General features: G+C 68.7%; 18 protein-coding genes. 2 read left to right on the forward strand and 16 right to left on the reverse strand.

The window, feature by feature from the left end:
* From dapF to WEA29_03755, 8 genes are all read right to left on the reverse strand, one after another.
* Positions 1–756 (reverse strand): diaminopimelate epimerase, encoded by a 756-nt coding sequence (dapF, locus tag WEA29_03720; GenBank protein MEX2322859.1) that lies wholly within the window; start codon positions 754–756, stop codon positions 1–3.
* Positions 744–1,664: a tRNA (adenosine(37)-N6)-dimethylallyltransferase MiaA gene (gene miaA / locus WEA29_03725; protein ID MEX2322860.1), complete on the reverse strand. Its 921-nt coding sequence runs from the start codon at positions 1,662–1,664 to the stop codon at positions 744–746. The genes dapF and miaA overlap by 13 nt, the downstream gene beginning before the upstream one ends.
* Positions 1,661–3,049: a tRNA (N6-isopentenyl adenosine(37)-C2)-methylthiotransferase MiaB gene (gene miaB, locus WEA29_03730; protein ID MEX2322861.1), complete on the reverse strand. Its 1,389-nt coding sequence runs from the start codon at positions 3,047–3,049 to the stop codon at positions 1,661–1,663. Before miaB ends, miaA begins: the two co-directional genes overlap by 4 nt.
* Positions 3,046–4,578: a ribonuclease Y gene (rny, locus tag WEA29_03735; GenBank protein MEX2322862.1), complete on the reverse strand. Its 1,533-nt coding sequence runs from the start codon at positions 4,576–4,578 to the stop codon at positions 3,046–3,048. The genes miaB and rny overlap by 4 nt, the downstream gene beginning before the upstream one ends.
* Positions 4,579–4,678: 100 nt before the next feature.
* Positions 4,679–5,740: a recombinase RecA gene (gene recA, locus WEA29_03740; protein ID MEX2322863.1), complete on the reverse strand. Its 1,062-nt coding sequence runs from the start codon at positions 5,738–5,740 to the stop codon at positions 4,679–4,681.
* Between the two features lie 217 nt (positions 5,741–5,957).
* Positions 5,958–6,503, reverse strand: a complete 546-nt coding sequence (gene thpR, locus WEA29_03745; protein ID MEX2322864.1) for an RNA 2',3'-cyclic phosphodiesterase — start codon at positions 6,501–6,503, stop codon at positions 5,958–5,960.
* On the reverse strand, positions 6,500–7,744 hold the full coding sequence (locus tag WEA29_03750) for a competence/damage-inducible protein A (protein ID MEX2322865.1): 1,245 nt from the start codon (positions 7,742–7,744) through the stop codon (positions 6,500–6,502). Before WEA29_03750 ends, thpR begins: the two co-directional genes overlap by 4 nt.
* The gene (locus WEA29_03755) at positions 7,741–8,256 is read right to left on the reverse strand and encodes a flavin reductase family protein (GenBank protein MEX2322866.1); all 516 of its coding nucleotides are present in this window, start codon (positions 8,254–8,256) and stop codon (positions 7,741–7,743) included. The genes WEA29_03750 and WEA29_03755 overlap by 4 nt, the downstream gene beginning before the upstream one ends.
* Before the next feature lie 176 nt (positions 8,257–8,432).
* Here WEA29_03755 and WEA29_03760 point away from each other — a divergent pair, with 176 nt between their 5' ends.
* Complete coding sequence (locus WEA29_03760) at positions 8,433–9,197, forward strand: inositol monophosphatase family protein (protein MEX2322867.1); 765 nt, start codon at positions 8,433–8,435, stop codon at positions 9,195–9,197.
* Here WEA29_03760 and WEA29_03765 read toward each other — a convergent pair.
* The 6 genes from WEA29_03765 to dapA form a co-directional block, all read right to left on the reverse strand.
* On the reverse strand, positions 9,194–10,357 hold the full coding sequence (locus WEA29_03765; protein MEX2322868.1) for a dihydrolipoamide acetyltransferase family protein: 1,164 nt from the start codon (positions 10,355–10,357) through the stop codon (positions 9,194–9,196). The genes WEA29_03760 and WEA29_03765 overlap by 4 nt on opposite strands.
* Positions 10,357–11,331 (reverse strand): alpha-ketoacid dehydrogenase subunit beta, encoded by a 975-nt coding sequence (locus tag WEA29_03770; protein MEX2322869.1) that lies wholly within the window; start codon positions 11,329–11,331, stop codon positions 10,357–10,359. The genes WEA29_03765 and WEA29_03770 overlap by 1 nt, the downstream gene beginning before the upstream one ends.
* Positions 11,324–12,361: a pyruvate dehydrogenase (acetyl-transferring) E1 component subunit alpha gene (pdhA, locus tag WEA29_03775; GenBank protein MEX2322870.1), complete on the reverse strand. Its 1,038-nt coding sequence runs from the start codon at positions 12,359–12,361 to the stop codon at positions 11,324–11,326. Before pdhA ends, WEA29_03770 begins: the two co-directional genes overlap by 8 nt.
* A 101-nt stretch (positions 12,362–12,462) precedes the next feature.
* Positions 12,463–14,727 carry a DNA translocase FtsK gene (locus WEA29_03780; GenBank protein ID MEX2322871.1) on the reverse strand — a complete coding sequence of 755 codons (2,265 nt, stop codon included), beginning with the start codon at positions 14,725–14,727 and terminating at the stop codon, positions 12,463–12,465.
* A gap of 181 nt (positions 14,728–14,908) precedes the next feature.
* Positions 14,909–16,537: a ribonuclease J gene (locus WEA29_03785; GenBank protein MEX2322872.1), complete on the reverse strand. Its 1,629-nt coding sequence runs from the start codon at positions 16,535–16,537 to the stop codon at positions 14,909–14,911.
* Positions 16,534–17,424: a 4-hydroxy-tetrahydrodipicolinate synthase gene (gene dapA, locus WEA29_03790; GenBank protein MEX2322873.1), complete on the reverse strand. Its 891-nt coding sequence runs from the start codon at positions 17,422–17,424 to the stop codon at positions 16,534–16,536. Before dapA ends, WEA29_03785 begins: the two co-directional genes overlap by 4 nt.
* Before the next feature lie 189 nt (positions 17,425–17,613).
* Between dapA and trxA the strand changes: the two genes are divergently transcribed.
* Positions 17,614–18,447, forward strand: coding sequence for a thioredoxin (trxA, locus tag WEA29_03795; GenBank protein ID MEX2322874.1), 834 nt, complete (start codon positions 17,614–17,616; stop codon positions 18,445–18,447).
* A 68-nt stretch (positions 18,448–18,515) separates the two neighbouring features.
* On the opposite strand, the gene dapB is transcribed toward trxA, so the two are convergent.
* A complete protein-coding gene (gene dapB / locus WEA29_03800; protein MEX2322875.1) occupies positions 18,516–19,217 on the reverse strand; it encodes a 4-hydroxy-tetrahydrodipicolinate reductase in 702 nt (233 codons plus the stop codon).
* Positions 19,214–20,464 carry a pitrilysin family protein gene (locus WEA29_03805; protein ID MEX2322876.1) on the reverse strand — a complete coding sequence of 417 codons (1,251 nt, stop codon included), beginning with the start codon at positions 20,462–20,464 and terminating at the stop codon, positions 19,214–19,216. The genes dapB and WEA29_03805 overlap by 4 nt, the downstream gene beginning before the upstream one ends.
* Between the last annotated feature and the right edge of the window lie 70 nt (positions 20,465–20,534).

The raw sequence follows: 20,534 nt of genomic DNA on the forward strand, positions 1-20,534 counted from the left end.
TCAGGCGGGCAGGGTCCCGCGGAACACCGCCACGGCGGGACCGTCGATCCAGGCGACCCCGTCGATGATTTCCACACCGAGCGTGCCACCGGGTAGGTGGATGAGCACTCGAGACCCCGTCAACCCGAGCGCATGGGCGGCTGCCGTCGCCGCCGCGGCGCCGGTGCCGCAGGCGAGCGTCTCGCCGACACCGCGCTCCCACACCCGCAGGTGGATCTCCTCCGCCGAGGCGATCGTGGCGAACTCGACGTTGGTTCGCTGAGGAAACGCCGGATCCGTTTCCACGAGGGGACCCGAGACCTCGATCGGCACCGAGTAGGTGTCGTCGACGAACGCCACCGCGTGGGGGTTGCCCACGGACACCACCGCAAAGTCGTACCCGGCGATCGTCGGGCCGCCCTCACCAACCAAGGCCGGGCCCAACTCGGCCCGAACCCCTTCCTCTCCGACACTCACCGAACGGGGACCGATCGGCGTGTGCACGGTGAACTCGGACCCATCCACCATCCCCGAATCCACGGCATGTTTCGCCACACAGCGCAGGCCGTTCCCGCACATCTCGGCCGCAGAGCCATCGGCGTTCCAGTAGCCCATCTCCACGGCAGTCCGGTCCATGGGGGTCACCACGAGAACTCCGTCGGCGCCGATCCCGCGGCGCCGATCACACCAGCTGGCCACCTGGTCCGGCGAGGGCGTGAACGGGCCGTCCACCACCACGAAGTCGTTACCGAGGCCCTCCATCTTCACGAATTCCATCCGGCCTCCTCGAGGTGGCGTCCCGCCGCATCGGCCAGAGCGCGTGGATCATCATCCCACTTGGCCCACCAGATCCGAGGGTCGCGACGCAGGAAGGTTCGCTGACGGCGGGCGAGTGAGGTCGTCGCGCCGAGAATCCGCTCCCGAGCGGTGTCCATGGGCCACTCGCCTTCGACCACCCGCAGCAGTTCCCGGTAGCCCACCGCCTGACGGGCCGTCGGACCGATCCGGTCGCTGAGGCCGACCACCTCCTCGAACCAGCCGGCCGTCAACATCCGGCCGAGCCGCCGCTCCACCCTTCCGGGCAGCGCATCTCCCGGATCCACCCCCACGGCGACGAAAGGCACCCTCGGTCGGTACTCGCGCAGCGCGACTGCTTCGGAGCCCGAAGCGCGCTCCGACGGGGTCTCTCCCGTCACCTCGAAGATCTCGACGGCTCTCGCCACGCGGCGGGGGTTGTCCAGGTCGACGACCTCGCCGGCCCTGGGGTCTGCCGCCAGCAGCCGATCCTGTGCCTCCTGAGCCGACAGAGCCTCGACGGCCGCACGAACCGTGTCGTCGTGGCCGGGGAACGTCATCGGGTCGACCAGCGCTCGGAAGTGGAGCCCACTCCCGCCGCAGATGATCGCCGGGCGCCCTCGTGATTCCAGGTCGTCGAGCACGGCGACACCGGCCGTCTGGAACTCGGCGACGGTGAAGCGCTCCTCCGGCTCAACCAGATCGATCAGATGATGCGTGACCCGGCTCTGCTCCGCCACCGATGGCTTGGCGGTACCGATGTCCAGGCCGCGATAGACCTGCATGCTGTCGACCGAGATGATGTCCGCACCGGTCCGCTCGGCAAGGTCGAGGGCGATCTCCGACTTCGCCGATGCAGTCGGGCCGACGATCGCCGCGAGGAGGGTCAGACGGCCAGCCTCCCGACGAGGTGACTGGGGGCAGCCTCGTCGACCGCCACGTCGACGAAAGACCCGGGATCGAAGACACCGGGGGCATGGACCACCTTGTTGGTTCGCGTCCGCGCCGTCACGACTGTCGGGTCCTTGCGCGACGGGCCTTCGACCAGTCCCTCCACCACGGTCCCGACCAGCGTCTCGTTTTTCTCCAGCGATATCCGCTGCTGGAGCGTCGCCAGGCGTGAGAACCGCTCCGACGCCACAGCCGGGTCGACCTGGTCGGGCATCTCCGCCGCCCGGGTTCCCGGCCGCGGCGAGTAGATGAACATGTAGGCGCCGTCGAACCGGGCCGCAGCAACCAGGTCGAGGGTGGCCTGGAAGTCGTCCTCCGTCTCTCCGGGGAACCCCACGATGATGTCGGTGGAGGTTGCCAGCCCGGGGATGATCTCCTCCGCCATGCGAAGCTTGGCCAGGAACCGCTCGGGGGTGTATCCCCGCTGCATCGCTCGCAGGATCGAGGTGCTTCCGCTCTGCAGCGGCAGGTGGAGCTGTTCGCACACAGCGGGCGTGTCGGCGATCGCCTCGACGACGTCGGCTTTGATGTCCTTGGGATGCGGGCTGGTGAACCGGACCCGGCGGATGCCGTCCACGGCGCCGACCCGACGCAACAGGTCGGCGAAGATGGGCCGGCGCTTACCGTCGACCAGCAGGCTGCGCCCGTATGAGTTGACGTTCTGGCCGAGCAGGGTGACCTCCACCACCCCGGACCGAGCGAGGTCAGTGACCTCGCGCACGATGTCAGCGGGACGACGTGAGATCTCCCGACCCCGGACCGACGGGACGATGCAGAAGGTACAGGCGTTGTCGCAGCCGATCGTGATCGTGACCCATGCCGAGTGGGTGGTCTCGCGCCGCGTCGGCAGCGTGGAGGGCACATCGTCGATGGACGCGGTCTCGTCCCAGATCTCGGTGACCGGCCCCCACTCCTCGGCGCGGTCCAGGAGGTCGACCACCCGATGGAGGTTGTGGGTACCGAACACGACGTCGACCCACGGCGCCTTCGTCTGGACGATGTCTCGGTCCTTCTGGGCAAGGCATCCGCCCACCAGGATCCGCATGTCGGGCCGCTCGTCCTTGATCGCCTTCAGTTGTCCCAGGTTCCCGTAGAGACGGTTGTCGGCGTTCTCACGGATGCAGCAGGTGTTGATCATCACCACATCGGCATCACCGACGTCGTCCGCCCGAACCATGCCGTCGGCCTCGAACAGACCCGAGATCCGTTCCGAGTCGTGCTCATTCATCTGGCAGCCGAAGGTCCGAACCAGATACCGTCGCCCCGATCTCGTGGGCACCCGACGCTCTCTCACCGTCGGCGTGCCCAGCTCGACGAGGGTCATCGAGCCACGTCGGTCGCCCGCAGCTCCCGGATCACCGTCACCTGGATCTGACCGGGATAGTTGAGATCCTCCTGGACCCGACGCGAGATGCGGCGGGCGAGATCGTGGGCACCGAGGTCGTCGACCACGCCAGGATCGACCACCACCCGCACCTCGCGGCCCGCCTGCATGGCGAATGCCTTCTCCACGCCCGCAAAGCTGGTTGCTATCGCCTCCAGCTTTTCCAGGCGGCGAACGTACGACTCGACGGCCTCGCGCCGTGCCCCGGGACGCGCTGCCGATACCGCGTCGGCGGCCTGAACGATGATGGCGGTGAGGGTGCGCGGCTCCACCTCGTTGTGATGGGCTTCGATGCCGTGGACCACCCCGGCCTCCTCACCGAAGCGTCGGGCGATCTCGGCGCCGACCATGGCGTGGGATCCGCTTAGCTCGTGGCTCACCGCCTTGCCGATGTCGTGCAGGAAGGCGGCTCGGCGGGCCTCCTCCGGGTCGACGCCGAGCTCCGAGGCCAGCATGTGCGCCACCTTGGCGCTCTCGACGAGGTGATGCAGGACCGGCTGCCCGTAGGAGAGGCGGTACTTCAGCCGACCCAGCAGGGTCACCAGTTCTGGGTGGACCCGTGACACGCCCACCTCGAGCGTCGCCCACTCACCGGCGTCCTTGACGCTCTGCTCCACTTCGGAGGCGGCCTTCTCATACGCGTCCTCGATGGAGGCGGGGTGAATTCGACCGTCGGCGATCAGCCGTTCCAGTGCGATACGGGCGATCTCGCGACGCACCGGGTCGAACGCCGACAGGGAAACCGCCTCGGGGGTGTCATCGACGATGATGTTGACCCCGGTAACCGCCTCGAAGGCGCGGATGTTACGGCCGTCGCGCCCGATGATGCGACCCTTCATGTCGTCACTCGGGAGCGCAACAGTGGCCACGGTCGCCTCGACCACTACTTCGGAGGCAAGGCGCTGGATGGTGGTGGTGAGGATGCGGCGGGCCCGCCGCTCGGCCTCCTCCCGGGCCTTGATCTCCAAGTCGCGAACCAGGACCATCGCCTCGCGATTGGCCTCGTCCTCCACCCGGCGCAGCAGCTCCTCCTTGGCGGTGCGGGCGTCGAAGCCGGCCACCGCCTCGAGCGCCTCGCGGGCCTGGTCGCGCATCGCATCCACGGCCTCTTCGGAGCCCAGGAGCGTGCGCTCCCGGTCGACCAGCGAGCCCTCGCGCTGGGCGAGGTTCGAGGCTCGCTGCTCCAGCGTCGCCTCCCGCTGCATCATCCGCGCCTCTTGCGACTCGACCTCCAGGCGCCGATTGGCGAGACCCGCCTCCTCGTGCTCCCGGTAGGCCTCAGCCCGGGCACGCGCCTCACCCTCCGACCGGTCGAGCACTCGCTGCGCTTCGACGCGTGCCTCGGCCACGAGCACTTCGGCGTGCCGGCCCGCCTTGGCGATGCCCCGACGCAGGATCCGTCTGCCCAGGACGAAGCCGACCGCGATGGCTGGCAGCGCAGTGAGCGCAACCACCAGAGCCGTCTTCATGATCTGGCTCCTTCCCGGGGGCAGGTGTTGGGGAGTGTGATGAGGTCCGATCGGAACACCGACCGGACCTCATCGTACCGCTAGAGCCTGGATGTGAGTGTCAGTCCTCGTCGGTGGTCCCGTCGACCCGCTCGATCGACCCGGCCATCTCGGCCTCCGGCTCCTCGTCGTCTGCTGACTCTTCCACTGCTTTGGGCCGATCTCCGTTGAGGCCAACGGCAGCGAGTACCCGCGCCTGCAGCTGCATGGCGACCTCCGGATTCTCCCGCAGGAATCGCTTGGCGTTCTCCCGACCCTGGCCGAGCTGGTCGTCGTCGTAGGTGTACCAGGCGCCGCTCTTGCGCACCACGTCCTGCTCGACCGCCACGTCGAGGAGGCTGCCCTCCCGGGAGATCCCTTCCCCGAACATGATGTCGAACTCGGCGTTGCGGAAGGGCGCCGCCACCTTGTTCTTGACCACCTTGGCCACGACCCGGGTCCCGATCGACTCCTGACCCTCCTTGATGGTCTGGATGCGCCGAACCTCGATCCGCACCGACGAGTAGAACTTGAGGGCGCGACCACCCGGGGTCGTCTCGGGCGAGCCGAATATGACACCGATCTTCTCCCGGATCTGATTGATGAAGATCGCCGTCGTGTGGGAGCGATTGATGGCCCCGGCGAGCTTGCGGAGCGCCTGGGACATCAGGCGTGCCTGCAGACCCATGTGGCTGTCTCCCATCTCGCCCTCGATCTCCGCGCGAGGCACCAGGGCGGCGACCGAGTCGATGACGACCACATCGAGCGCTCCGGAGCGGATCAGCATCTCGGTGATCTCGAGAGCCTGTTCGCCGGTATCCGGCTGCGAGATGAGGAGCTCGTCCACGTCGACACCGAGCGCCTGGGCGTATGCCGGGTCGAGGGCGTGCTCGGCGTCGATGAAGGCGGCGATCCCGCCATTGCGCTGCGCCTCGGCGATGATGTGCAGGGCGAGGGTCGTCTTGCCGCCGCTCTCCACGCCGTAGATCTCCACGATGCGCCCGCGCGGGACACCGCCGATGCCGAGCGCCAGGTCGAGGGCCAGGGCACCCGTCGGGATCGCCTCGATGTGCTGGGCGTGATCCGAGCCGAGCTTCATGATGGCGCCCTTGCCGAACTGCTTCTCGATCTGCGACATCGCCATGTCGAGCGACTTGTCCCGTTCCACTGTGGGCTCCTTTGCCGGGTTTGGTGTCTGTGCGGAGAACCTACGACCCGGGTACGACAGGATTCCGGAGAATTACATGCATGATATCTGGGTCGAAGACCACATGCTAGGCGAACAGGTGTTCGATACGCAAGAACCAACGCTCAACGCTCAACGCCCAACGCCAGACCGATCCGGTATTGCGTGTTGGGCATCATCCCAGCGGGAACTCCTCCACCTCGCGGTACCTGGCCCCGCCCCGTCGCAGCCGGGTCTCGTACAGCACCACCCGGTCGACCTCCCATCGGACGTCGATCGCCGCGGCACCACCGATGACCCAACTCACCGACTCGCTGGGACGAAGCCGGGCCACGGTCAGATGCGGTCGATACGGGCGGTCCTGCGGTTCGAGCCCCGCAGCGACGAGCGCCTCGTCGGCCCTCTCCGCCAGGAGGGTGGCCCGTTCCGCGCCCTCCAGCATGCCCACCCAGAGCACCTGGGCGGCGCTCGCCTTCGGGAAGGCGCCGAGACCGCCCAACCTGATCGTGAACCGCGGCCCCAGGTCGGTGCCGTCCATCGCGGCCATGACCCTGTCGACCGTCGGATCATCGACCTCGCCGAGGAACCGCAACGTGAGGTGCCACTCCTGCGGCCGCACGGGCCGCCCCGGGATGCCGTCGGGGAGGGCCCGGCGGATCGCCGACGCCAGCGCGTGGCGCGCCTCATCGGCCAGAGGGACCCCCAGGAACACCCGCCTCACGCATCCCCCTGCGTCAGGGCGAGCCGCACCTGATGCAGGGCGGCGGTGGTGGCATAAGTCCGGACCCGCTCGCGGTCGCCGGGGAGCACCAGCTCGCGGGTTCGCGATGCCTCCGGGGTGCGCACCGCGATGACCACTGAGCCCGGTTCGCGGCCGAGCGGGTCCGGACCGGCGACGCCGGTCACCGCCACCGCCACCTCGACACCGAGCCTTTCCACGGCTCCGTCGGCCATCGCCAGGGCCACTTCGGCACTCACCTGACCGTGCTCGGTAATCAGGCGAGCCGGCACTCCCAGAGCCGACTCCTTGACCGATGGGGTGTAGGCGACGATCGCCCCGGCGAACACCTCGGACGACCCCGGCACCGCCGTCAGGGCGGCGGCGATCAGCCCCCCGGTCATGGATTCGGCGCTGGCCATGAGCCACCCGCGACGGCGACACTCATCGAGCACGATTCTCTCGATGGTCTCCTCGTCCGCGCCGAAGACGAGAGCGCCGAGCCGACCTCTGACCTCCGCCTCCATCGGTTCGATTGCGGCGCAGGCGGCCGCGGCGTCGGCGGCGCGCGCCGTGAGGCGGAGCTTGATCTCACCGCCACTCGCCAGGAAGGCCAGGGTCGGGTTGGTCGAGCCCGAGTAGATGTCGGCGAGCAGCTCGGCGACCCGGGACTCGGACTCACCCCAGGTGCGCAGGAGTCGGCTGACGATCACCCCCCGCTCGCCCGGGTCCTCGTCGACCAGGGTCGGGAGCACGAACTCGTCGAGCATGGGCTCCATCTCCTGCGGAACCCCCGGCAATGCGAAGACCAGGCACGAGCCGATCCGCATCCGCAGCCCCGGTGCGGTGCCCTTCCGGTTCGGCAGCATCTCGGCGCCGTCGGGGTACTGAGCTTGGCGCAGGTTGCTCGCCGGCATCTGTCTCCCCCGCCGCGCCCACAGGTCACGTAGCGCGTCCTCCTGCTCCTCCGAGCGACGCATCTCGACCCCGGCGGCGGCACAAAGCGCCTCCCGGGTGAGGTCGTCCTGAGTGGGACCGAGGCCGCCGGTGACGATGAGGGCGTCGGCTCGTGCGGCCGCCTCGCCGATCGCCTCGATGAGCCGTTCCAGATTGTCGCCGACCACGGCCTGGCGGTAGTGGTCCAAGCCGAAATCGGCGAGCCGTGCCCCGATGTGGGCACCGTTGGAGTTGATGATCTGCCCGAGGAGCAACTCGGTCCCGACGGCGAGGACTTCGACGTTCACCCGCGGTCTCCGCCGATATAGCGCCCCCGGAAGTACTGGAGCGGATCGGTCAGATCGTGGATCGTGACCTCGTCGATGGCGCCTTCCACCAGGACGAGGGGCGGGGCGGTTCGGCTGCCGACGAAGCGACACGCCGCACGGGTCGCGATGCCCTCGATCACCGGGCCGTGGTCACCGTCGACCACGGGGACTCCCTTGAACAGGCCGCCAGGACTGGGGCGATATCCGGTGAACCGGTCGGACAACTCGCGGTGGCTTTGCTCGAGCACGTGCACCACGAAGGTCCCAGTGTCGACCATGCGATCCCACAGGTCGGTCAGCTCGCCGAGCAGGAAGAACAGGAGCGGTTCGTCGCCTTCGACGACGACGAGCGACGAGATGGTCAGCCCGGTCCTGGCCTCGGCGGGCCCCGAGGTGACGATGGTCACCGGCGCGGCGAGCCTCCCGCGGAAACGCCGGATCGGATCGCGCTCCTCCTCGGCGTCGACGAACGGGTTGTCGTCGTGAATCACGGCGGTGAAGGTACACCACCCGGGAGGACGGCTCACAGCTCACAGCTCACAGCCAGAACGTCTTGAGCCTGTGGTCAGGGGTTTCCCATCGCCAAGCAACCGACGGCCGATGCTCATGCTGGAGACCGGCAGCCGGAAGCGGGAAGCTCACGTAACAGCTCATAACATGGCTCATCATGGCCACGAGCCCCGATCTGACCACTGCGCTGCGCGCCGCCGATGCCGCCGATGCCGTCACCCTCCCCCGGTTCCGCACCCCCAACCTCGCCGTCGGCACCAAGGCCGACGCGACCGTGGTCACCGAGGCCGACCGTCGCGCCGAACAGGTCATCCGTGAGGTGATCAGTCGTGAGGCCCCTAACGACGCCATCCTGGGCGAGGAGTACGGCTCGGCCGGTGGAGGTTGGCGGCGCTGGATCGTCGATCCGATCGACGCCACCGTCAACTTCGTGCGCGGGGTGCCCGTGTGGGGCTCGCTGATCGCCCTCGAGGTCGACGGGGTGGTGACCTGTGGGGTGGTGTCGGCGCCGGCACTGGGCATGCGGTGGTGGGCGCACCGCGGCGACGGCGCCTGGTGCAACGGCCGGCGGATCTCGGTGTCGGAGGTCACCGACCTCGGCGAAGCACAGCTGTCGCTGAACTCCCTGGACGGACTCCCTCCCGCTCGCCTCGACGCGGCCCTGGCGCTGTCGAGACAGTGCTCCCGCACCCGAGGGTTCGGCGACTTCTGGGCGTTCATGCTGCTCGCCGAGGGCGGAGTGGACATCGTCGTCGAACCGGTCGCCGCGGTATGGGACCTGGCGCCGCTGACGGTGATAGTCGAAGAGGCAGGGGGCCGGTTCACCAGCCTCGACGGCAGACCCGGGATCGACCACGGCCATGCCCTGGCGACCAACGGGCACCTGCATCCCGCCGCACTGGCAGCCCTCGCATCCTCCTAGCCGCGGGACTCGATCGCCTCGACGATGGACCCGAGGAACCGACGGCCCAGCGCCCCGTCGATGAGCCGGTGATCGTATGACAGCGACAGCGGCAGCTGCCGGCGCAGGGTGATCGCCCCGTCGCTCTCCACCGGGACGGGTTCGGCGCGCCCCACCGACAGGATGGCCGTGGTCCCATACGGAATGATCGGCGTGCCATAACCGCCGCCGACGGCCCCGATGTTCGAAACGGTGAACGTGGCGCCGCGGAGTTCGGCGGGAGTGGCCCGGCGCTGGCGTGCCGCCTCGGCGAGACGCAGTACCTCGTCGGCGATCTCGCCGACCGTTCGGTCATCGGCCTCACGGACCACGGCCACCATCAGCCCATCCGGGGTGTCCACGGCAAAGCCGATGTCGTAGTGGCGCCGGTACAGCACGTACTCGCCGTCGAGTGAGGCGTTGAACTCCGGAAACTCGCGCAACAGCGGCACCAGCGAGGAAATCAAGAGGGCCTCGAGGGGCAACACCCGACCAGCGGCGAGTCGTGAGCGTTCGGCGAGCAATCCGGTGGCGTTCGCCGCCGCATAGGTGGTGACGTGCGGGATCTCCTGCCACGACCGGGTCAGGTTGCGGGCGATCGCCAGCCGGGTCGCCGACAGGCGCACCCGATCGACGAGACCTCCTCCGGCCATCGCCTGCTCGACGTCTTCGCGGGTGATACGGCCGCCCGGTCCGGTCCCCTCCACGGTGTCGAGGTCGACGCCCAACTCGAAGGCCAGGCGGCGCACCAGCGGCAGGGCGAGGATGCCCTCGGTCCTAGCCTCCCCCACCGTCTCCGACGCCTCCTCGAGCGTCCCGACGATCGGCGCTGCGGGACGGGGGGTCGCCGATGCTGGCTCGGGTTGGGCCGGAGATGCCTCCTCCGCAGGCGACCACGACTCACCCGGCTCGCCGATGACCACCAGCAGCGCCTCGACGGCGAGGGTGACCCCCTCGGGTGCCCCGTGGTGGAGGACGACGCCGGCGCGCGGGGATGGGATCTCCACCACCGCCTTGTCGGTCTCCACCTCGACGAGTGGCTCGTCGAGGCCGACGGTGCCCCCCACCGGGACCCGCCACGACACGATGGTCGCCTCGGCCAGACCTTCGCCGATGTCGGGGAGGTGAAACTCGAACGCCATCAGGCCTCCAGGGTCTGTCGAGCGGCGGCGGCAATCCGATCCGGGCTCGGGATGTAGTGATGTTCGGTGCGCTTGAGCGGCACCACGGTATCGAAGCCGGTGACACGCTCCACCGGCGCCAGCAACGAGTACAGGGCCCGTTCCTGCACCAGGGCGGCCACCTCGGAGGCCACCGACAGCGTGCGGTGTCCCTCGACGGCGACCACGACCCGGCCGGTCTTGCGGGCGGAGTCGAGCACGGTGTCGGCGTCCAGGGGCGACAGCGTGCGCAGGTCGATCACCTCGGCAGACACCCCCTCGGCCCCAAGCAACTCAGCGGCGCGTCGGGCGTCGCGCAGCACCGCACCGTACGACACGATGGTCACGTCAGTACCCTCCCGGACGACGGCGGCAACCCCGATCGGCACCGTGTAGCGACCCTCGGGAACGTCCTGCTTCAGCGCCCGGTACACCCGGATCGGTTCGAGGAACACCACCGGGTCTGGATCATCGATCGCGGCCAGGAGCAGACCCTTGGCATCCCGCGGCGTCGCCGGCACCACCACCTTGACCCCCGGGGTGTGCACGAAGATCGCCTCGTTCGACTCGCTGTGGTGCTCGGCGGCCCCGATACCGCCGCCGTAGGGGATGCGAATCACCATCGGGGCGCTGAACCGGTGGTTCGACCGGTTGCGGATCCTCCCGACGTGGCTGACGATCTGGTCGAAGGCGGGATAGGCAAAGCCGAGGAACTGAATCTCGGCGACCGGCCTGAGCCCGGCTACCGCCATCCCGAAGGCGGCACCGACGATTCCCGACTCGGCCACCGGTGTGTCGATCACCCGATCGGATCCGTGCCTGGCGGCGAGTCCGTCGGTGACCCGAAAGACACCGCCGGTGGTCCCGACGTCCTCGCCGATCACCACCACCCGTTCATCGGCGAGGGCGAGGTCGAGGGCGTCGTTGAGCGCCTGGGCCATGGTCATCTCAGGCATGGTCGTCCCCGGGGACGAAGCGCCGCTGATCGGCGAGGGGCCGGGTCGGTTCGGCGAAGGCCCGGCCGAGATGGCCATCGGGCTCGAAGGCGGCGAGATCCTCGGCAGCGGCCACGGCGGCTTCGATCTCGGCGGAGGCGTCGACCTCGAGATCGCTCTCCCAGGCCTCCGACCACTCGCCGGTCTGCTGGAGGTAGGCCCGCAAGCGGTCGATCGGATCGCGGGTTCGCCATGCGTCCACCTCGTCATCGGCGCGATACCGGCCGGCATCGTCGGCGGTGGTGTGGGGACCGACTCGGTAGGTCAGTGCCTCGATGAGGGTCGGGCCGCCACCTGATCGCGCCCGCTCCACCGCCTCGGTGGTGACCGCAAGCATGGCCAGGGCGTCGTTGCCGTCCACCAGCACGCCAGGCATCCCGTAGGCGACCGCCTTGACCGCGATCGTCTCCGACCGAGTCTGGTCGGCTCGGCTCATCGAGATCGCCCACCCGTTGTTCTGACACAGGAACACCGTCGGTGTGGAGAACACGGCGGCGAAGTTCATCGCCTCGTGGAAGTCACCTTCGGAGGTGGCACCATCTCCGAAGTAGGTGAGGGCGATGCGGTCGCTCCCCATCAGGCGCTCCGCCCACGACAGGCCGACGGCGTGGATCATGTGGGCGCCGACGGTGATCGACGGCGGCAGCACGTTCACCCCCTCGGGCGGCGATCCACCGCGCTCGTCGCCCATGCGGCCGAGGAACAGCTGCTCCCACCCGTAGCCCTGATGCCACATGGCGGCGGCGTCGCGGTAGGTGCCCACCATCCAGTCGTCGGCCCGCAAAGCCGCCGCACTACCGATCTGGGCGGCCTCCTGGCCCTCGAATTGGGCGTAGGTGGCGAGCCGACCCTGACGCTGCAGCGCCGATGCCTTCCGGTCGTAGGTGCGAGCCACGATCATGGCAGCGAACAAGTCGCGAGCCCGGTCGGTTCCGACAGGAGGGTCGGCGAGCAGCGACCCGTCCTCGGCGAGATATCGGATGACATCCATGAGCGCCCGGAAGCGTACCGGGAAGGTTGCCCGTTACCTGTTACCCGTTACCCCGCGCGTGACCGAAGCCCTGATCCGGTAACGGGAAACCGGCAACCCGCTTACGCGCCGACCCAGTTGCCGGCGAGGATCTCGTCGAGCTCCTCCGGTGTCACCAGCACGACGCGGGCCTTGGAGCCCTCGCTCGGGCCGACGACGCCCATCCGTTCCAGGGTGTCCATGACGCGCCCGGCGCGGGCAAACCCGATCCGCAGCTTGCGCTGCAGCATCGACGTCGACCCCAGCTGGGAGAGCACGACCAGCTCGATCGCCTGGCGCATCAGGTCGCCGTCCTCGCCCTCGAAGTCACCGCGATCCCCCTGGACACCGCCGGCGGGCGACTCGAACACCTCGGACTCGTATTCCGCCTCACGCTGACTTCGCACCCACTCGACGATGGCGTGCACCTCTTCCTCCGACACCCAGGCTCCCTGGATACGCCGAGGATGCGGGTCGCGTGAGGTGACCACGATCATGTCGCCGAGGCCGATGAGCTTCTCGGCGCCGGAGTGGTCGAGGATCACCCGGCTGTCGGCCTGCGACGCCACCGAGAAGGCAAACCGCGACGGCACATTGGCCTTGATGACTCCGGTGATCACGTCCACCGACGGCCGCTGGGTGGCAATGACCAGGTGGATGCCGACGGCGCGGGCCATCTGGGCGATGCGGACCACCGCGTCCTCCACGGCGTGGCCCGCCACCATCATGAGATCGTTGAGCTCGTCGACCACGACCACGATGTACGGGAAGCGGTCGAAGTCCTCCGGATCGAGGCCGTCGGCGTCCCAGCGATCGTGGTAGCCGAGGATGTCACGCACGCCGGCTGCGGCTAGGAGGTCATAGCGCCGGTCCATCTCGCGCACCGCCCATTGCAGGGCGTCGACGGCCTTCTTGGGGTTGGTGATCACCTGGGTCATCAGGTGCGGCACCTCGTTGTACTGGCCGAGCTCGACCCGCTTCGGGTCCACCAGGATCAGCCGCACCTCTTCGGGGGTGGTCCTCGCCAGGATCGAGGTGACGATGGCGTTGATGCACGAGGACTTTCCGGCACCGGTGGACCCGGCGATGAGCACATGGGGCAGCTCCGACAGGTTGATCAGCTGGGGAGCGCCGGAGATGTCCATGCCGAGGGCGACTTCGAGCGGGTGCGACGCCACCGCCGCCTCTGGGCTCCGCAAGATGTCGCCGAGAGTCACCAGCTGGCGGCGCACGTTCGGGACCTCGACGCCGATGGCGCTCCTGCCGGGAATCGGAGCGATGATGCGAACGTCCGGGGTGGCGAGGGCGTAGGCGATGTCGTGGGACAGGCTGGTGACCCGCGACACCTTCACGCCGGGGGAGAGTTCGATCTCGTAGCGGGTGACGGTGGGGCCGGGCACGATCCGGGTGAGCTGGGCGTCGACGCCGTGCTGGATGAGCGTCTCCTCGAGTTCGGCGGCGGTCTCGTCGAGGGCCCTCTTGCTCTGGCCGGCACCACCCCCGAGGGACAGCAGATCGAGCGGCGGGAGCTGATAGGCGCCGCCCGATGCCCGACGCGGCGCCGGTGCCGGCCGCTGCTGGGGACCGGGGCGGCTGGGCTCGGGTCGGGCCGCCGAGGCCGGCGCGTCGGCCGCCGGTGCCGCCGGAGCACCGCGGGGCCGGGGCGGGGCAGTGTGCCGCACCTGGACCACGGGCGCCGGGCGACGACGACGGACCCGCCGCCACAGGACCCTGACCCGTACGGCGGCCTCGCGAGCGGCGTCGCGCATGGTCGCCCCGACGACCAGGGTGACCCCAAAAGCGAGGAACGACAACAGCACCACGAGCGCCCCCCAGAATCCGATGAAGCGCCACAGGGGGAAGGCGATTAGTGAACCGACCGCCCCGCCGCGGGCGACCACTGCGTCGATCGGCCCGGACAGGGGCAGAGCGCCGGTCATCAGATGGAACATCCCGAGGGTGGTGACGAAGGCGACGATGAGGCCAGTGGCCTGGCGCTTGAAACGAGGACGCTCGGCCACCATGACGAGCATGCCGCCGAGGGTGATCAGCGACGGGCCGACGGCATGGGTCCATTGGCCGAACAGGAACCGGGTTCCCGATGCCGCGCTGGAGCCGAACGGCCCGGCGAGCCCGATGTGGGCGAGGATGAGCAGAAGCCCACTGATCCCGAGGATGATGCCCCAGAGATCGTCGGTGAGCCGACTGAACAGGGTGCGGACCCACCTCCACGTGGCCGCCAGGCGCGAGGGCCGTCGTGGGGTGCGTGCCGCAGTTTTCTTGTTGGTGGTCTGCCCGGTTGCCCGATTCCGCCCGGTGCCCCGGCGGGCAGGCTTCCGATTGGCCATGTCCTATCGAGCATAGAAGCTACACGCGTGTAGGTAAACGACCCTTCGGGCCTCCGGCTCGAAGAGCTACCCGCTACCAGCTACCAGCTACCGGCTGCCAACCAGAACCGTCTGGCTGTGAGCTGTTGGCTGTCAGCTGGTCGCCGGTAGCCGGTAGCCGGTAGCCGGATCTGACCGAAGGTCAGATCCCCAGCACCACCGGGATCACCACGGCGCGTCCCCCTGACTCCGCCTTGGTGATCCGATTGACGGTCGAAATCACCTTGCGTTGCACCTGCTCGAGGTCGACGGGATGCTCGATCGAAGCGACGCTGTCGCGAATGGATCGAGCGCAGCGTTCGAACACCTCGGTCGGATCGTCCATGAAGCCGTGGCTCTCCAGGTCGGGGCCGCGGACGATCTCACCGGAGCGAGGATCGACGATGAGGGTGACCACGATCACCCCGTCCTCCGAGAGGTGACGCCGGTCCCGGATGATGCCCTGGGACCCCGCCACTTCGAGGCCGTCCACATAGACGTAGCCGCTGGGGAATGCCCCGCGGTCCACGCGGGTACGGTCGCCGTCGAGCACGACCACGTCGCCGTCCTCGCACAGGGTGACGGTCGGGACACCCATGTCCTCGGCGAGGCTGGCATGCGCCCGAAGGTGGCGGTACTCACCATGCACCGGGACCAGCGCCTGCGGGCGGACCACGTTGATGAAGGTCTTCAACTCGTCGGCAGCGGCGTGTCCGGAGACATGGACCCGGGCGTTGTTGCCGTGGTAAACCCGGGCGCCCCGCTTGAGTAGCCCGTTGATCACCCGGGACACCTTGGTCTCGTTGCCCGGGATCGGCTTGGCCGAGATCAGGACGGTGTCGCCCTCCCCGATCGTCACCGAACGGTGCTCCCCGACCGCCATGAGCGACAGGGCAGCGAACGGCTCGCCCTGGCTGCCGGTGCAGATGATCGCCGTCTGCTCGGCGGGCTTGTTGAACAGCTCGTCGAGAGGCAGCACCGCACCCTTCGGGAGTCGGATGAGTCCCAGTTCCTCGGCCGTGGGAACGTTGCGCAGCATGGACCGACCCATGAACCCGACGAACCGTCCGGCATCGACGGCGGCGTCGACGATCTGCTGAACCCGGTGGATGTGCGAGGCGAAGCACGCCGCCACCAGCCGGCCCTTAGTCTCGATGACGATCTCGTACAACGGCTGGGCGAGCGTCGACTCCGACGGGACGAATCCGGGGACCTCGGCGTTGGTGCTGTCGGAGAGGAGCAGGCGCACCCCGCGGCGGCCCAACGCGGCGAACTCCGGCAGATCCGTGGGGATACCGTCGATCGGCGACGGGTCGAGTTTGAAGTCGCCGCTGTGGACGACGATGCCCTCGGGGGTGTCGAAGGCGATCCCCGCCCCTTGCGGGATCGAGTGCGACACCGCCACCAGCTCGAACTTGAACGGGCCATGCTCCACCCACTCCCCCGTCGGAACGGGCCGTAGGTCCGCTTCGATGCCGGCCTCCTCGATACGGGACCGGGCGAAGGCGATGGCGAGCGGCGTCCCGTAGACGGGGACGTTGACCTGCGGGAGCAGGTAGGACAGAGCCCCGACGTGGTCCTCATGCCCGTGGGTCAATATCACGCACTGGAGGTCGTCGGCCCGGGCGACCACCGACGAGAAGTCAGGGAGGACCAGGTCGACCCCCAGCATGTGCTCCTCCGGGAACATGAGGCCACAGTCGATGAGCGCCAGCTTGCCGTCGATCTCGATCGAGGCGCAGTTGCGCCCCACGTCTCCGAGGCCGCCCAGGAATCCGACCTTGACGGTCATCGAGTTGCTTCGGCGGCGGCGGCGAGCGCCTGCTCGACCGCCTTCACGGTCTCGGCGGCCGCCGGAACCAGCGGCAGGCGCGGCATGCCGACGGGCCGCCAGACGACATCGAGCGCACCCTTCACCGGCTGCGGGTTCGGCTCGAGGAAGATCGCCTCGAACAGCGGCGCCAGCGCGGCGTGCAGCCTACGAGCGTGTTCCCAATCCCCATCCACGGCGGCGCCCACCATGGCGGCGATCTGGGGACCCGCCAGGTGCGATGCCACCGAGACGACACCGACGGCACCGACCGCCATCATCGGCAGGGTCAGAATGTCGTCACCCGAGTAGACGGCGAATCCGGCCGGGCAGGCGCCGATGGTCTTCGTGGTGAAGGCGAGGTCGCCGACGGCGTCCTTGACCGCCGGGATGTTCCCGTGGGCTGCCAGGCGGACCAGGGTCGCCACCTCGATGAGGCGACCGGTGCGGGACGGGATGTTGTACAGCAGCACGGGCACGGTCGACGCATCGGCGATGGCGCTGAAGTGCGCCACCAGACCCTCCTGGGAGGGCCGCGAGTAGTACGGGGTCACCGCCATCACCGCAGCGGCACCGGCGTCGATGGCCCGCCCGGTGAGGTGGACCGACTCGGCGGTGTCGTAGGTCCCGGTGCCGGCCACCACCACCGCCTTGCCGCCGACGGCCTCGACCACCGTTCGGACCAGAGCGATCTTTTCGTCAGAGGTGAGCGTCGGGGACTCCCCGGTGGTGCCGGCGACGACGACCCCGTCGGAACCGTTGGCGACCAGGAACTCGGCCAGGTCCCACGACGTCGAGTGGTCGACCGACCCGTCGCTGCCGAACGGCGTGACCATGGCCGTGAGGATCCGACCGAGAGGGGGCTGCATCCCGTCAGGTTACCGCTAACAGCCAACCGTCAACCGTCAACCGTCAACCGTCAACAGCTAACAGACAGCCAACAGCCAGACCGTTCTGGCTGTGAGCTGTCAGCTGTTAGCTCCTCTGGCCATGAGCCATGAGCCATGAGCCACTGGGAAGGGAATGTCGACCGCTGCTGGCTCGTTACCCTGAGTACCGTGAGCAATGTCAAGGACATCGATCAAACCCAGTTCGGCCAGGCCGTGCTGCAGCGCAGTCATGAGGTCGCGGTGGTCGTGGACTTCTGGGCCGAGTGGTGCCAGCCGTGCAAGGCACTCGGACCGATTCTCGAGCGCGTCGCCGCCGATCACGCCGACCGCGTCGACCTGGTCAAGGTTGACATCGATGCCAACCCGGAGCTCGCCTCCCAGTTTGGGGTCCAGTCGATCCCGTTCGTTCTCGCTTTCAAGGACGGCCAGCCGGTGGCGAACTTCACCGGTGCCCTCCCGGAGTCGTCGGTCCGTTCCTGGGTCGATCAGCTACTCCCGACCGAGATGGACCTGCTCGCCGATCAGGCTCGCGACCTCGCATTCGACGGCGACGGGCCCGCTGCCGAGGCCCTGTACCGCGAGGTGCTGGATCAGGTGCCGGACCATCAGGAGGCGGCGACGTCGCTGGCTTCGATCCTCATCGCCCGCGGCGAGACCGACGAGGCACTGATCGTGCTGGGTCGGCTCCCCCGCACCGCCGAAGTGGAACGGCTCGAGGCGGCCGCCCGCGTCACCGCAGCCCAGGGGACCGACGTCGGTGACCTCGAGCGACGCCTCGCCGCCACGCCGGACGATCACGCGCTCCGCATCGAACTCGGCCAGGCACTCGCGGCGCGGGGCGAGTACGAACCCGCCCTCGACCACCTCCTCGCCGTCGTTCGCGACGCCCCCGATCACCGCGACGAGGCCCGACAGGGAATGATCGACGTGTTCGGCCTCCTCGGCCCCGAGCACCCGCTCACCAGCACCTATCGCCGGGCTCTGGCGAACGCGCTCTACTGAGGCGCGGTTCGCAATTCGCAATTCGCAATTCTTCTGGCGAATTGCGAATTGCGAACCGCGAATAGCGCTTAAAGCACTGCCTCCAGGCCCACGGTGACCGGCTCGGGCAGTCCGGCGACGCGGCGTACCGCAAGCAGCACGCCGGGCATGAACGACCGCCTGTCCGTGGTCTCGTGGCTGATGGTGAGGGTCTCGCCCACCCCACCGAAGATCACGTCCTGGCGGGCCACGATGCCCGGTAGCCGCACCGAGTGGATCTCGGGTGGATCGGCCCCCGCCGACCGCCCCATCCGCCCGGCGGTGGCGATCGCCGTCCCCGAGGGGGCATCCACCTTGTCCTGGTGATGCATCTCGACGATCTCGGCGTCGGGAAGATGGGCCGACGCTTCCTCGGCGAACCGCATCATCAGCACCGCCCCGATGGAGAAGTTGGGGACCACGAGGCAGTTCGGCGGCCCGCTCCCCCACCGGCCGCCCAGTTCGGTGAGTCGCGCCTCGTCGAATCCGGAGGTACCCACGACGGCGTGAACGCCGAGAACCCGCCACCGGGCGAGATTGTCCAGCACGATCGTCGGGACGGTGAATTCGACGACCACATCGGCCTCGCCCACCGCGTCGGTGTCGTCGGTGACCGTGATCCCGGCGATGGTCTCGTCGGCGTGCGACGGGTCGAAGGCGACGACCAGGTCGAGGTCGTCCGCTTCGGCGACCGCCTGGCAAACGAGCACACCCATGCGCCCTGCGGCTCCGGAGACGGCGACGCGGATCATGCCACGAAGCGTTCCAGGTCGGTGGCGTCGAACGGTCCGACGCCACCGAGGACGAACGGGCCGGAAAAGACGTCCTTGGCGACGGCATGCACCTCGTCGAGGCTCACCGCCTCGATCCTGGCCACCGCCTCGTCGAGCGACAGATGGTCGACGCCGGTGAGTTCGTGCCGGCCGAGGCGCACCATCCGGCTGTTGGTGTCTTCCATCGAGAGCGCTAGGGACCCCTTGGTGTGGCCCTTGGCCCGCTCGAGCTCCTCAGCGGTGAGACCTTCATCGACCGCCTTGGTCAGCTCATCGCGAGTGATCTCGAGGACCAACGGCGCCTGGTGGGGCGTGGTGCCCACATACACCCCGAAAGCTCCCGAATCGGCGTAGGGCATCCGGAACGAGTACACCGCATAGGCGAGTCCTCGCTCCTCCCGGATCTCGCGGAACAGCCGGCTCGACATGCCTCCACCGAGAACGTGGTTGAGCAGGCCGAAGGCGAACCGGCGATCGTCCCCCCGATCGAGTGCCTCACCGCCGAGGACCAGGTGTGCCTGTTCCGTGTCTCGCCGCACCACACCGACACGCGGCTCGATGACGGGCGGGGCGAGATCGTGATCGGCGGCGTCACCCACCCAGGCACCGAAGCGATCCTCCACCATGCGTACGACGTCGTCGTGCTCGGCATGCCCGGCGACCGCCACCACCAGGGTCGACGGGTGATACCGACGTGCCCAGTAGCCGGCGATGATGTCGCGCCCCATCGCGGTGATCGACTCGCGGGTACCGAGGACCGGACGGGCGAGCACGTGTTCCCCCCAGAGAGCCCTGGCGAATTGGTCGTGGGCCACGTCGGCCGGATCGTCCTCGTTCATGTTGATCTCTTCGAGCACCACGTGGGCCTCGGAGGCGATCTCCTCGGGACGGAAGGCAGGGCGCTGCATCATCTCGCCCAGCAGGTGCATGCCCATGTCGAGGTCCTCGTCACGTAGCTGCGCCCAGTAACACGTGTATTCCTTGGAGGTGAAGGCGTTGGACCGCGCCCCTACCTGGTCGAAGGCCTCCGAGATGGCCCGGGCGCTCAGTCCCTCCGTGCCCTTGAACAGCAAATGCTCGAGAAAATGCGAGCAACCTGCCTCCGGCTCGGTCTCGTCCCGGCTGCCGGTGTCCACCCAGCACCCGACCGACACCGACCGCACCGAGGGCATGGTCTCGGTGATGACGCGGATGCCGTTGGGCAGGGTGGTGAGTTGATGATCCAAGAGCAGGCTCCAGTCTCCAGGCCCCAGCCAGTGAGCATCGGGGCAGGCGATGGTACCGGCACTCCGGGGC

This window comes from Acidimicrobiia bacterium (assembly GCA_040902765.1).
Taxonomy (GTDB): Bacteria; Actinomycetota; Acidimicrobiia; order Spongiisociales; family UBA11373; genus DATKBG01.